The organism is Plantactinospora sp. KBS50 (genome assembly GCF_002285795.1).
Taxonomy (GTDB): Bacteria; Actinomycetota; Actinomycetes; order Mycobacteriales; family Micromonosporaceae; genus KBS50.
Map to the genome: position 1 here is coordinate 6,048,278 of NZ_CP022961.1, position 13,103 is coordinate 6,061,380.

Consider the following 13,103-nt stretch of genomic DNA (forward strand, 5'->3'; position numbering starts at 1 on the left):
GACACCCGCCGACCACATACCGGATCCCCGCCCCGGAACGGCTGGGGACATCCACGATCTACTGGACTCGCCTACACGCCGGCGGCTGAGAGTGATGTCCTTTTTGATGTCCATACCTGAGAGTCATAAAAATGACCCTCAGGTATGACAACAGCAGAGGCCATCGCTTCTGGCGGGGGACACGCCCGACCCCCGAGGACAGCGGACAACGGACAGCGGACAACGGACAGCGGACAACGGCGACGGACAACGGCGACGGCGACGGCGACAGCGACAGCGGCCGGACCGGCTGGGCGGACCGCTCAGCCCTCGGGGTACGTCCGCCGCGGGGTTGCCTACGAGGGTGCGGCCCTGCCGGTGGCGAAGCGATACGCCGGTGCCGCGATCGACCTGTCGGACCCGTCGGTTGGGCAATCAGCGCGGTTGACCAGCGGACCTGTGGGATCGGCGTACGCTGGCCAGGTGGCTGTCCGCACCGAGCTTCGCATCCTGGTCGACGACGATGCTGACCCCCGTAGCCGGGAGGTCGGGTTGGACTTCGCGCGGGAGTGGATCGAGTTTCTCGACCCGGCCGACGAGGAACACGTCATCCGAGCCGATCTTACCTGGCTGCTGTCCCGCTGGACCTGCGTCTTCGGCCGCGGCTGTCACGGCATCATCGCCGGGCGGGCCGCCGACGGCTGCTGCTCGCACGGCGCGTTCTTCACCGACGCCGACGACGAGAAGCGGGTCCGGGCCGCCGTTCGGCGGCTGACCCCGCAGACGTGGCAGCACCACCGACGCGGCTTCCAGAACTGGACCGAGATGGACTCGGTGGACGGCACCAAGCCGGCCCGGCGGACCGCCACGCAGGGCGAAGAGGGTCCGTGCGTGTTCCTCAACGACGCCGATTTTGCCGGCGGCGGCGGATGCGCGCTGCACGCCCAGGCGCTGCGCGACGGCGTACATCCGCTGGAGTACAAGCCGGACGTCTGCTGGCAGCTACCGGTCCGCCGGGACCAGGAGTGGAGCAAGCGACCGGACGGGACCAAGGTGCTGGTCTCGACGCTGGCCGAGTTCGACCGCCGGGGCTGGGGCGCCGGCGGTCACGACCTGGACTGGTGGTGCACCTCGTCCCCCGACGCGCACGTCGGCCGGGAGCCGATGTACCAGTCGTACGGCCCGGAGCTGACCGCGTTGATCGGCGCGGCGGCGTACGAGCGACTGGCCGAATTGTGCGCGGCCCGGCTGCGGCAGGGCCTGGTGGCGCCGCACCCGGCCACCCCGACCACCCCGACGACCCCGGGGTCGCGCGGCTCGGGGGCGCGCGGCAACGGCCGGGGGCCGGCCACGCCGCCCCGCCAGGGGTAGCGACCGGGCCGCAGCAGACCGGGCCGTAGCGATCGGGCCGTAGCGACCAAGCCGCAGCGACCGGGCCGCGACGGCCGATCCGGTCCGGCGCCGGCGTGCCGGCCGGGAACCGTCAGGGTTCGAACTTGTAGCCCAGGCCGCGGACCGTGACGATGTGCTTCGGCGTGGAGGGCTCCGGCTCGACCTTGGAACGCAGCCGCTTGACATGTACGTCGAGTGTCTTGGTGTCGCCCACGTAGTCGGCTCCCCAGACGCGGTCGATGAGCTGCCCGCGGGTGAGCACCCGGCCGGCGTTGCGGAGCAGCAGTTCCAGCAGCTCGAACTCCTTGAGCGGCAGTTGTACGGTGCTGCCCTCGACGGTCACCACGTGCCGCTCGATGTCCATCCGTACCGGGCCGGCGGTCAGCGTGGCCGCGGTCGTCTCGGGTACGTCGGTGGTCTGCCGGCGCAGCACCGCACGGATCCGGGCCACCAGCTCGCGCGGCGAGTACGGCTTCGTGACGTAGTCGTCGGCGCCGATCTCCAGCCCGACGACCTTGTCGATCTCGCTGTCCCGGGCGGTCACCATGATGATCGGGACCGATGAGCGCTGCCGGAGCTGCCGGCACACCTCGGTGCCGGACATCTCCGGCAACATCAGATCGAGCAGGACGATGTCAGCGCCGGAACGGTCGAAAACGGTCAGCGCGGCGGTGCCGGTCGCCGCGACCGAAACCTCGAACCCCTCTTTGCGGAGCATGTAGGAGAGGGCGTCCGAGAACGACTCCTCATCCTCGACCACGAGCACGCGGGCCAACGAAACTTTCCTTTCCTCGGATCCAGCCTAGCGAAGCGCGGCCGAACCGCTTTCGATCTCAGCGGATGGTGGTGGCGGCAGGAAGGCATCGGGTGGGCTGGCCGGCAGCCACAGGGTGAACGTCGAACCGCCGCCCAGTGTGCTGGTGACCTGCACCCGCCCGCCGTGGTTGGTGGCGATGTGCTTGACGATCGCCAGGCCGAGTCCGGTGCCGCCGGTCGATCGGGACCGGGCCTGGTCGGCCCGGTAGAACCGCTCGAAGATCCGGTTGACGTCGTCGGGGGCGATGCCGATGCCGTGGTCGGCCACGGCGATCTCCACCCGGTCCTCCCCGGCGGTGACGGCGATGGTGACCCGGGTGTCCTCGCCCGAGTAGGCGATCGCGTTCTCGACCAGGTTCGTGACGGCCGTGGCGAGCTGGCTGTCGCTGCCGTACACGGTCTGGCCGCGCAGCCCCTCGACGGAGATCTCGATCCGCCGGGCGGCGGCGGTGGTCCTGGTCCGGTCCACCACCTCGGCCAGTATCCAGTCGACGGAGACCGGCTCGGGCGCCGGGAGCGGCTCGGCGCCCTGGAGTCGGGTGAGTTCGAGCAGTTCGTTGACGAGCCGGCCGAGCCGGGTGGACTCGCTGGAGATCCGTTCGGCGAACCGGCGGGCCGCCGCGACGTCCTCGGCGGCGGCCTCCGGGTCCCGGTGGTCGGACGGGTCGGTGGCGTCCAGCAGCGCCTCGGCGAGCAGTTGGAGGGCGCCGATCGGGGTCTTGAGCTCGTGGCTCACGTTGGCCACGAAGTCGCGGCGTACCCGGGCGACCCGGTGCGCCTCGGTGACGTCGGCGGCCTCGACCGCCACGTACCCCTCGCCGACCCCCATCGCCCGCAGGTGCACGCCCAGCGGGTCGGAGCCGGAACCGCCGCGGCCCCGCGGCAGGTCAAGCTCGACCTCGCGGCGCACGCCCGTGCGCCGGACCTGTCCGGCCAGGGTACGGATGATCGGGTGCGGCACGACGCTGCCGGCCTCGGGTCCGGCCCGCAGCAGACCCATGGCACGGGCCGCCGGATTGATCAGAACCGGCAGTTCGTCGGGGCCGAGTACGACGACGCCGACCCGCAGCGAGTCGACGGTACGGCGGCCGAGGCTGGGCAACCCGCTCGGCTGGTCCTGCTCGATGGCGGTTCCCCCGTCGATCCGGGTGCCCGGGCGCCCACCGGGGCCGCCCCCGCGGCCGGCCGCGGCCGAGCGCCGGACGCGGGCCAGGGTCGGGCCAGCGGCGAGCCCCAACGCCAGGCCGACGGCCAGAGCGGCCACGACGTACCAGTACACGAGCCGATCGTAGAAGCTCTGTTAACCAAAGCATCACCACAAAAGGGGCAAATCAGTCCAGCATTCGGGAATGTTAACCGGTCGGACCGTCCCCGTTCACTCCGTCGTTCCTCCCTCGGTCTCCGCCGACCTACCGTGGGAGCCGAATCCGCCCACACCCCCTGCGGTTGTCCTGCTCGGGCACCGCACCAGACACAGGACGTGAGCATGCGCGACGAGTTCCGGGCCGATCTGCACACCGTCAGCCAGCTACTGGTCGACATGGCCGAGGCGATCCGCGCGGCCATGCGGCAGGCCACCAGGGCACTCCTGACCGCGGACCGGGCGGCGGCCGAGGACGTCATCGCGGCCGACGCCGAGATCGACGCCACCTACCGCCAGGTCGAGGAGCGGGTCTGCGACGTACTGGCCCGGCAGGCTCCGGTCGCCTCCGACCTGCGGGCCATGATCACCGCCCTGCACGTGGCCGCCGATCTGGAACGGATGGGCGACCTCGCCGACCACGTGGCCAAGACCGCCCTGCGCCGGCACCCCTCGCCGGCCGTACCGGCCGAACTGCGCCCCGTCTTCACCGAGATGTCACAGGTCGCCGACCGGATGGCCGGCAAGATCGGCACCGTGCTCGCCAAGCCGGACGCCGAGGCGGCCGCCGAACTGGACCGCGACGACGACGCCATGGACGACCTGCACCGCAGCCTGTTCGCGGTGCTGCTCGGCGACGACTGGCCGTACGGGGTGGAGACCGCGATCGACGCCACCCTGCTCGGGCGCTTCTACGAGCGGTTCGCCGACCACGCCGTGAACGCCGGCGAGCGCGTCGTCTACCTGATCACCGGCGAATCCGTCTCCCCCGCCACCGCCGAGTAGCCGCCCCCGAGCGCCTCCGAGCAGCCGCCCCCGAGCGCCTCCGAGCAGCCGCCCCCGGCCGGGCGGGCCGCCCCGCCCCGCCCCACGGGCTCACCCCCGCGTGGACAGGCACGGCGGACCCGCCCGCCTACCGGCTCAGCGCCCCTGGTTGGCCACCGCCGCCGCGGCGTCCCGGGCGGCGTCCGGGTCGAGGTACGTGCCGCCGGTGCTCAACGGTCGCAGCGCGGCGTCGAGGTCGTACCGCAGCGGGATCCCGGTGGGGATGTTGAGCTTCGCGATCGCCTCGTCGGAGATCTGGTCGAGGTGCTTCACCAGGGCCCGCAACGAGTTGCCGTGCGCCGCCACCAGCACCGTCCGGCCGGCCAGCAGGTCCGGCACGATCGAGTCGTACCAGTAGGGCAGCATCCGGTCGACGACGTCCTTGAGACATTCGGTCCGGGGCATCAGCTCGGGCGGCAGCAGGGCGTACCGCGGGTCGCCGACCTGGGACCACTCGTCGTCGTCCGCGATGGGCGGCGGCGGGGTGTCGTACGAGCGACGCCAGAGCATGAACTGCTCCTCGCCGTACTCGTCAAGGGTCTGCTTCTTGTTCTTCCCCTGCAACGCCCCGTAGTGCCGCTCGTTGAGCCGCCACGACCGGCGGACCGCGATCCAGTGCCGGTCGGCCGCGCTCAGCGACAGCTCGGCGGTGCGGATGGCCCGGCGCAGCACGCTGGTGTGCACCACGTCCGGCAGCAGGTCGTGTTCCCGCATCAGCTCGCCGCCGTGCCGGGCCTCGGCCTCGCCCTTGGCGGTCAGGTCCACGTCGACCCAGCCGGTGAACAGGTTCTTGGCGTTCCAGTCGCTCTCGCCGTGCCGCAGCAGCACCAGCGTGCCGATCGAGGCTCCCTCGCTCGCCACGGGCCGGTCGGCCGACGCACTCCTCGTGCTCGCAGTCATGGTCCCATCCTGCCCGACCTGTCCCGGACGCATCCGTCGGACCCGTCGGGTCCCGGCATCCGGTGCGGCACGCGCTGCGTGATGACCGCCACGGTCGAATTCGGATGACCCGGCCCAGGTGGGCGCCCTAGGTTGTAAGGCGTTCAAGATGCTTAGCTCATTACGTCATTCGGGGGCGACGTGCGGTCGGTACGGGGATGGTTGCGGGACACGGCGGGCGGATTACCCGGAACCTTCTGGTTTCTCTGGACCGGCACCCTGATCAACAGGCTGGGCTCCTTCGTCCTGATCTTCCTGGCCATCTATCTGACGAACGTCCGCGGCTTCAGCGAGGTACAGGCCGGCGCGGTGATCGCGTTGTGGGGCGTCGGCGGCGCCGCCGGCACCATGCTCGGCGGCAGCCTCGCCGACCGCTGGGGCCGGCGACCCACCCTGCTCACCGCGCAGGTCGGGGCCGCGGTCATGATGCTGGCGCTCGGGTTCGCCCACGAACTCTGGGCCGTGGCGCTGGGCGCCCTGCTGCTGGGGGTGTTCGCCGAGGCCGCCCGGCCGGCATTCGGGGCCATGATGATCGACGTCGTGCGGCCGCAGGACCGGCTGCGGGCGTTCTCGCTGAACTACTGGGCGGTCAACCTGGGCTTCGCCAGTGCGGCCATCCTCGCCGGGATCGCGGCCGAGGTCAGCTACCTGCTGCTCTTCCTGATCGACGCGACCACCATCCTGATCATGGCCGGCATCGTCTTCGTGAAGGTGGGCGAGACCCGGCCGACCCCCGCCCACCGGCCCGCCGCGTACGGGCCGTCGGCCGCGCCCGGCCGGCCCCGGGCGACCGCCGGCGGACTGCGGACCGTCGCCGGCGATCGGGTGTTCCTCGGCTTCGTGGCGCTCAACCTGCTCTCGGCGCTGGTCTTCCTCCAGCACATCTCGATGCTGCCGATCGCGATGACCGACGACGCGCTGGCACCCTCGACGTACGGCACGGTGATCGCGCTCAACGGGGTGCTGATCGTGGTGGGCCAGTTGTTCGTCCCGCGGCTCATCCGCGGCCGGAACCGGTCGCAGGTCCTCGCCGCGGCATCCGTGGTGATGGGCGTCGGCTTCGGGCTGACCGCCTTCGCCGGTACGGCCTGGTTCTACGCGTTGACCGTGCTGATCTGGACCGTCGGCGAGATGCTGAACGCGCCCTCCAACTCGACCCTCATCGCCGAGTTGTCCCCGGCCGCGCACCGCGGGCGGTACCAGGGTGTCTTCTCGCTCTCCTGGCAGATCGCCGGCGCCACGGCACCGATCCTCGGCGGCCTGGTCCGCCAGCACGCGGGCAACACGACCCTGTGGCTCGGCTGCGCCGGACTCGGCCTGCTGGTCGCGCTGCTCCATCTGCTGTCCGGCCCGGCCCGCGAACGGCAGGCCTCCGCGCTCGGCGCCGCCACCGCGGTGGCTCCGGAACCAGCCCCGGGTACGCCCCGACCAGCGGGCTCATCCCCGACCGCGGACTCGTCCCGGGCGGCGGGCTGCGATGCGTCCCGGCCAGCGGGCTCGGCGGACGGCCCTCGACCGGTGGACTCACCCGGGGAAGCGGTCCCGGCGGCCTGACGACACCGGCCGGACGTCCGTACCCCGAAAAGGGTGGGCCGGCGGCGGCGGGCGACGCTCACCCCCGTAAGCGTCGCCCGCTCACACCGCCGGTCATCAGGTGGCGCGCCGTCCCCCAACGGCGGGATGCCACCTTCCCTGCGCCACTGCTCGGTTCTGCGCGAACTTCGGCTCCCCCGAGCCGTTTCGAGCGGGCGCGTTCAATAACGTTAGAACCACCTCGGAATACCCCACAACCCGCCGATCATGTCTTGCGGGTCACACCCGATCGGGTCAGACCGGATCGGGACTTTCCGAAGCCACCGGGCACAACACTCCGGGCACCCGGGACATTCCCCGCCGGGTCACGCGTCTTCACGGTTCGGCGACTCGGTCCGGAAGAAGTTGCTCGGCCCACCGTTGGAGCGCTGCTCCTGGTAGATGAAGTTGAGTTGCCGCAGATCGAAGGTGCGCAACCAAGCGTCCCAGGTGATCGGCTTGATCCGGCCACCCTCCCGCCAGCCGGGAAAGTTGAAGGTCAGCACCCCGGCCCGACCGTCCCGCTCGGTGCCCTCGATGGTCGCCGGCTGGGCCTGACGGTCCCGCGCCCACCTGCGGATCACCTCGTGGTTGGTGGTGACCAGGCTGCGCCCCGGACGGTCGGGACGGTCGCTCGGCGACGCGATCCGCTGGGCGTACCGCAGGGACCGGGACATGCTCCGACCCTCGCGGATACCGCCCTCGCCGATCCGCGCCTTCGGGGCCGCGCCGCTCGCCCGGCCCCCGCCGCGCGCCTTCGCCGTACCGCTCGTGCCGGCCCGCGCGGGCCGCGTGGTTGCCTTCCGGGCGGCGGCCGGCTTGGCGGTCGTGGACCGGCCTGCGCCGCCCGTCCGCTTCGCCGCGGTGGCCCGCCGCGTTCCGGCCGCCTGCGCCGCGGACGCGCCGCGACCGCCCGGCTTCGCCGCGCCGGAACGGCCCGTCGGACCGGTCCGACCCGATCGCCGGCTCTCCGCCCGCATGGTCCGGACCAGCGTGTTCACGAGGTCGTCCTTGCGCATCCCGGAGATGCCGGTCACACCGCGCTTGCGCAGCCGGTTCCGGATCTCGTCCATCCGCATCTGCGCGATGTCGGTCCGGTTGATCCCGGACGAGCCGGTCGCCCGGGTGGCGGTGCCGCCCCGAGCCGAAGGGTTCCGCTGAGCCATCCGGATCTCCCGCTCCCTTGACAGGTGTCCTGACGCCGGTGACCGCGCACCACCCGGTACGGGTCACCCGGCGCCGCATACCCGTCAGGCGGCGTCTGAACCTCCGGCCGGCCGATCATCCGCCGCGGAGGGCTCGAAGAGGTGCGCGAACGCCTGGAGGTTCGCCAGCGACTCGCCGCGCTTGACCCGCCACTCCCACTCCCGCCGGATGGCGGTGCCGAAGCCGATCTCCAGCATCGGGTCGAACGACTCGTCCGCGTACGTGAGCACCGAGCCGAGCAGCCGGTCCAGCTCCTCCTCGGTGATACCGGACAGCCCCACCCGGCCGGTCAGGTAGACGTCGCCGGTCGTGTCGATGGAGAAGCACACCCCGTACATCCGGGCGTTGCGCTGGAGCAGCCAGGCCCACAGCTCCTCCCGGCGCTCGTCCGGCTGGCGCATCACGAACGCCTCGATCCGGAGCGCGTGCTCGCCCACGATCAGGTTGCACACGGTCTTCAGCTTGTGCGTGCCCGGCAGGGTCACCGCGTACGACAGCTCGCCGGTCGGCTCGCACGGCAGCTCCCGCTCGGCGCAGACCCGCTCGATGAGCGCGGCGACCCGGGCGGGCGCGGAGTCGGTGGTCGTCATCCGATCATTGTTCCCCAGCCGACGCGTCCCCGCCGGTGAGCACCGGCGACCGGAGCCCGGCCGCGGGGCAACAACGCCCGAGCCCACAGGCCAGCAGCGGCGGCCCGAGCCCATGCGCCAGCAGCGGCGGCCCGAGCCCACGCGCCAGCGGCCACGCTCAGCAGCGGGCGCCCAGGGCGGCGTCGCCGGCCAGCCGGCTGGCCAGCCGGGCTCGCTGCTCGGCCACCGCCTCCCGGTACACCGAGATCAGCTTGTCCGCGGTCCGGTCCCAGGAGAAGCCCGCCGCGTGCCGGGCCGCGCCGCGGCCGAGGACCGCCCGCAGGGCCGGCGCCGCCAGCAGTTCGGCGAGTACGGCGGCCCAGTCGTGTGGATCGTGTCCGGCCACCAGCCGGCCGCTCACCCCGTCCCGTACCGCGGTGACCAGGCCGCCGACCGCGGCGGCCACCACGGGCGTGCCGCAGGCCTGCGCCTCCAGCGCCACCAGGCCGAAGGATTCGTTGTACGACGGCACGGCGACCAGGTCGGCGGCCCGGTACAGCGCCGGCAGGTCGGCGCCGGTCTGCGGGGGCATGAACCGGACCGTGCGGCTGATGCCCAGCGAGGCGGCCAGCTCGATGAGCGCGGTGGGCCGGTCCAGCCCGGCGCCGCTGGGGCCGCCCGCGACCACCACGGTCAGCTCGTCGAACAGCCACGGCGACCGCTCGCGCAGCGCGGCGACCGCCCGCAGCAGCACGTCCGGCGCCTTGAGCGGCTGGATCCGGCCCACGAACGCCACGATGGCGCCGCGCTGGGGCAGCCCGAGCCGCCGCCGGGCGGCCGTCCGGACGGCCGTTTCGCTGCCGGTGGAGGCCGGGCGGAACCGGTCCAGGTCGACCCCGGGTTGGACCACGGCCACCAGCCGCGGGTCGGCGGTGTACCGGTCGACGAGGTCCCGGCGTTCCACCGCGGTGTTCGCGATCAGCCGGTCGGCCTCGGCCACCACCTGCTCCTCGCCGATCACCCGAGCCCGGGGTTCGGGCCGGTCTCCGGCCGCGAGCCGGGCGTTCTTGACCTTCGCGAGGGTGTGCGCCGAGTGCACCAGGGGGACCCCCCAGCGTTCCTTGGCGAGCCAGCCCACCTGCCCGGACAGCCAGTAGTGGGAGTGGATCAGGTCGTAGAAGCCGGGCGGGCGGGCCGCCTCGGCCCGCAGTACGCCGGTGGTGAAGGCGCAGAGCTGGGCCGGAAGTTCCTCCTTGGACAGGCCCTCGAACGGGCCGGAGATGACGTGCCGGACCTGCACCCCGGGGGCCATCTCCACCATCGCGGGCAGGTCGCTGGCGGTGGCCCGGGTGAAGATCTCCACCTCGACGCCCCGCTCGGCGAGCCGCCGGGCCACCTCCACGACGTAGACGTTCATGCCGCCGGCGTCGCCCGTGCCGGGCTGGTGCAGCGGGGAGGTGTGCACGGAGAGGACGGCGATGCGTCGGGGCGTCGGCCACCGCTGGCTGCCGTCGGGCTGCCGGGCCACTCCGCTGTGCAGTTCCGCCACGTCCGCTCCTTCTGTCGCGGGGCTGAATGACGCGCACGGCTGGCGCCCTCTGAGTCAACCTCGACGCGGTATGCCATCTTCCCGATCGACGCTCAGGCATGCATGACAGCATCCCCCGAGGCGTGACGCAGCTCATTCCAGCGGATGCGGAACAATGCTGGGATGACCTCCGTCGCGATCGTCACCGGCGCCTCCAGCGGGATCGGCGCGGCCACCGCCCGCCGGCTGGCCGCCGAAGGGTTCCACGTGCTCGCCGCCGCCCGCCGGGCCGACCGGCTGGACGCGCTGGTGCGCCAGATCGAGGCGTCCGGCGGGGCGGCGACCGCGGTGACCTGCGACGTGACCTCGGACGGGTCGGTCGCCGAGCTGGCCGCCGCGGCGGGCCGGCTGCCGCACCCGGTCACCCTGCTGGTGAACAACGCCGGCGGGGCGCGCGGGATGGACCCGGTGGCCACCGGCGCGGTCGCGGACTGGCGCTGGATGTACGAGGTCAACGTGCTGGGCACGCTGCGGGTGACCCAGGCCGTGCTGCCGCTGCTGGACGCCTCGGGTGCCGGCACCGTGGTGGTGATCTCCTCGACCGCCGGCCTGATCGTCTACGAGGGCGGCGGCGGCTACACGGCGGCCAAGCACGGGCAGACGGCGCTGGCCGAGACGCTGCGCCTGGAGCTGTGCGGCCGCCCGGTCCGGGTGGTCGAGATCGACCCGGGGATGGTCCGCACCGAGGAGTTCAGCCTGCGCCGCTACGGCGGCGACCCGGAGAAGGCGGAGCAGGTCTACCGTGGAGTGCCCGACCCGCTGGTCGCCGACGACATCGCCGACTGCGTGGCCTGGTGCGCCACCCGGCCGCAGCACGTGAACGTCGACCGGCTGGTGGTCCGCCCGCTGGCCCAGGCCGCCCAGCACAAGGTGCACCGGGTCGGCTGAGGGGACGGTGCCATCAACGCCCACCAGCGCCCCGGGCGGCCGGTCGGCACGGTGACCCGGGGCACCACCAATCCCAACCGGCTGCGCCGGGTGGACAACTGGATCGCGTACCGGGCCGCCGGCGCCTTGCGGGACGCGGCCGATCCGCTGGTGGTGGACCTGGGCTACGGCGCCTCCCCGGTCACGGCGGTCGAGCTGCGGGCCAGGCTGGCCGCCGCGGTCCGGCCGGACGTCCGGGTGGTCGGGCTGGAGATCGATCCGGTACGCGTCGCCGCCGCCGAACCGGCCGCGGACCCGCCCGGGTTGACCTTCCTCCGGGGCGGGTTCGAGCTGGCCGGCCTGCGGCCCGTGGTGGTCCGCGCCTGCAACGTGCTGCGCCAGTACGACGAGTCGGCGGTGCGCGCGGCGTGGCTGACGATGACCGGCGCGCTCGCCCCGGGCGGCCTGCTGGTCGAGGGCACCTGTGACGAGCTGGGCCGGCTGGCCTGCTGGGTGCTGTTGGACGACCGCGGCCCGCGGTCGCTGACCCTGGCGGCCCGGCTGGCCAACCTCGACAGCCCGGCCTCGCTGGCCGAACGGCTGCCCAAGGCGCTGATCCACCACAACGTGCCGGGTACGGCCGTGCACGCCCTGCTGCGGGCGCTGGACGAGGCGTGGCGGGACGCGGCGCCGTACGCGGCCTTCGGCCCCCGGCAGCGCTGGCTGCGCTGCGTGGGCGCGGTCCGGGCGGCCGGCTGGCCGGTGCTGGACCGGCCGAACCGGTGGCGGCTCGGCGAGGTGACCGTGGACTGGTCGGCGCTGGCGGCCTGACCCGGCCGGGCGGTCAGAGTGCGCAGTTGATCATGATGGGCTCGGGGTGCAGGGTCACCCCGAACCGGTCCCGCACCCCCGCCCGGATCTCCCGGGCCAGCCCGAGCAGCGCCTCCGTCGAGGTGCCCGTCGGGTTGGTGAGCGCGAGCGTGTGCTTCGAGGAGATGGCGACCCCGCCCGGCCCCGGGTGGCCCTTGCCGAAGCCGGCCCGCTCGATCAGCCAGGCGGCGCTGACCTTGACCACCCCGCTGGTGCCCGGCCAGGACGCCGGTTCGCCCAGGCCGGCGTCCGCGGCCCGCTGCCGCAGCGCCTCGTACGCCCGGCCGTCCAGCACGGGGTTGGTGAAGAACGAGCCGGCCGAGCGGGTGTCCGGGTCCGCCGGGTCGAGCACCATGCCCTTGCCGGCCCGCAGCTGCAGCACCGCTTCGCGGGCGCGGGCCAGTTCCACCCGCTCGCCCTGCTGCACGCCGAGCCGCCGGGCCAGTTCGGCGTACCGGATGGGGGTGGACAGCGGCGAGCGGGCCAGGGTGAGGTCCACGCTCAGGATCGCCCAGCGGTCGCTGTGCCGGAAGACGCTGGACCGGTACGCGAAGCCGCACTCCGCCGCGGTCATCCGGACCACCTCCCCGGCCACCCGGTCGTACGCCTCGACCGCGGCGACCGTCTCGGCCACCTCCTGCCCGTACGCGCCGACGTTCTGGATCGGGGTGGCGCCGCACGATCCGGGGATTCCGGAGAGGCATTCGCAGCCGGACAGGCCCTCCGCGACGGTCCGCGCCACGAGGTCGTCCCAGCGTTCGCCGGCCGCGACCCGCAGCGTCACCGTCCCGGCCGTCTCGGCGACCGTGCGCACCCCGCCGGAGCGGATCAGGACGACGGTGCCCGGGAATCCGGCGTCGCCGATCACCACGTTGCTGCCGCCGGCCAGAAGCAGGACCGGCTCGCCGGCCAGCTCGGCCTCTCGTACCATTTGTACAATTTCGTCCGAAGATTCGGCCACCAACGTCCGGCGGGCCGCGCCCCCGAGGCCCAGCGTGGTGTACCTCGCCAGCGGCTCCGCCGAAACCTGGTCTGCGGCGGGTGGCGGTTGGGCACTAACGTCTCGCACACCTTCACCCTAGGCTGATGGACAGCCTCGCCACCGGCCGGTGGGCAGGTC

At 73.1% G+C, this 13,103-nt stretch carries 12 protein-coding genes; 5 read left to right on the plus strand and 7 right to left on the minus strand.

Going from position 1 to position 13,103, the window contains the following annotated elements; all coding sequences use genetic code 11:
- Positions 1-486 precede the first annotated feature (486 nt).
- Positions 487-1,350, plus strand: a complete 864-nt coding sequence (locus CIK06_RS26165) for a hypothetical protein (RefSeq protein WP_369916255.1) — start codon at positions 487-489, stop codon at positions 1,348-1,350.
- Between the two features lie 112 nt (positions 1,351-1,462).
- Here the strand turns inward: CIK06_RS26165 and CIK06_RS26170 are convergent, their stop codons facing one another.
- Both CIK06_RS26170 and CIK06_RS26175 read right to left on the minus strand, forming a co-directional pair.
- On the minus strand, positions 1,463-2,146 hold the full coding sequence (locus tag CIK06_RS26170; RefSeq protein WP_095567032.1) for a response regulator transcription factor: 684 nt from the start codon (positions 2,144-2,146) through the stop codon (positions 1,463-1,465).
- Between the two features lie 27 nt (positions 2,147-2,173).
- Complete coding sequence (locus CIK06_RS26175) at positions 2,174-3,466, minus strand: cell wall metabolism sensor histidine kinase WalK (protein WP_095567033.1); 1,293 nt, start codon at positions 3,464-3,466, stop codon at positions 2,174-2,176.
- A gap of 207 nt (positions 3,467-3,673) precedes the next feature.
- Between CIK06_RS26175 and phoU the strand changes: the two genes are divergently transcribed.
- On the plus strand, positions 3,674-4,333 hold the full coding sequence (gene phoU, locus CIK06_RS26180; protein WP_095568145.1) for a phosphate signaling complex protein PhoU: 660 nt from the start codon (positions 3,674-3,676) through the stop codon (positions 4,331-4,333).
- 135 nt (positions 4,334-4,468) lie between these two features.
- Here the strand turns inward: phoU and CIK06_RS26185 are convergent, their stop codons facing one another.
- Positions 4,469-5,272, minus strand: a complete 804-nt coding sequence (locus tag CIK06_RS26185) for a phosphoglyceromutase (protein WP_095567034.1) — start codon at positions 5,270-5,272, stop codon at positions 4,469-4,471.
- Between the two features lie 180 nt (positions 5,273-5,452).
- On the opposite strand from CIK06_RS26185, the gene CIK06_RS26190 reads away from it, so the two are divergent.
- Positions 5,453-6,865: an MFS transporter gene (locus tag CIK06_RS26190; protein WP_095567035.1), complete on the plus strand. Its 1,413-nt coding sequence runs from the start codon at positions 5,453-5,455 to the stop codon at positions 6,863-6,865.
- Between the two features lie 344 nt (positions 6,866-7,209).
- On the opposite strand, the gene CIK06_RS26195 is transcribed toward CIK06_RS26190, so the two are convergent.
- From CIK06_RS26195 to mshA, 3 genes are all read right to left on the minus strand, one after another.
- Complete coding sequence (locus CIK06_RS26195; protein WP_095567036.1) at positions 7,210-8,049, minus strand: hypothetical protein; 840 nt, start codon at positions 8,047-8,049, stop codon at positions 7,210-7,212.
- Between the two features lie 84 nt (positions 8,050-8,133).
- The gene (locus CIK06_RS26200) at positions 8,134-8,679 is read right to left on the minus strand and encodes a YbjN domain-containing protein (RefSeq protein ID WP_095567037.1); all 546 of its coding nucleotides are present in this window, start codon (positions 8,677-8,679) and stop codon (positions 8,134-8,136) included.
- A 157-nt stretch (positions 8,680-8,836) separates the two neighbouring features.
- Positions 8,837-10,207: a D-inositol-3-phosphate glycosyltransferase gene (gene mshA, locus CIK06_RS26205; protein WP_095567038.1), complete on the minus strand. Its 1,371-nt coding sequence runs from the start codon at positions 10,205-10,207 to the stop codon at positions 8,837-8,839.
- Between the two features lie 162 nt (positions 10,208-10,369).
- On the opposite strand from mshA, the gene CIK06_RS26210 reads away from it, so the two are divergent.
- A complete protein-coding gene (locus tag CIK06_RS26210) occupies positions 10,370-11,134 on the plus strand; it encodes an SDR family oxidoreductase (RefSeq protein WP_095567039.1) in 765 nt (254 codons plus the stop codon).
- 12 nt (positions 11,135-11,146) lie between these two features.
- Positions 11,147-11,944, plus strand: coding sequence for an SAM-dependent methyltransferase (locus CIK06_RS26215; RefSeq protein ID WP_095567040.1), 798 nt, complete (start codon positions 11,147-11,149; stop codon positions 11,942-11,944).
- 13 nt (positions 11,945-11,957) lie between these two features.
- Here CIK06_RS26215 and CIK06_RS26220 read toward each other — a convergent pair whose 3' ends face one another.
- Positions 11,958-12,995, minus strand: a complete 1,038-nt coding sequence (locus CIK06_RS26220; protein WP_232534379.1) for a UDP-N-acetylmuramate dehydrogenase — start codon at positions 12,993-12,995, stop codon at positions 11,958-11,960.
- Positions 12,996-13,103 lie beyond the last annotated feature (108 nt).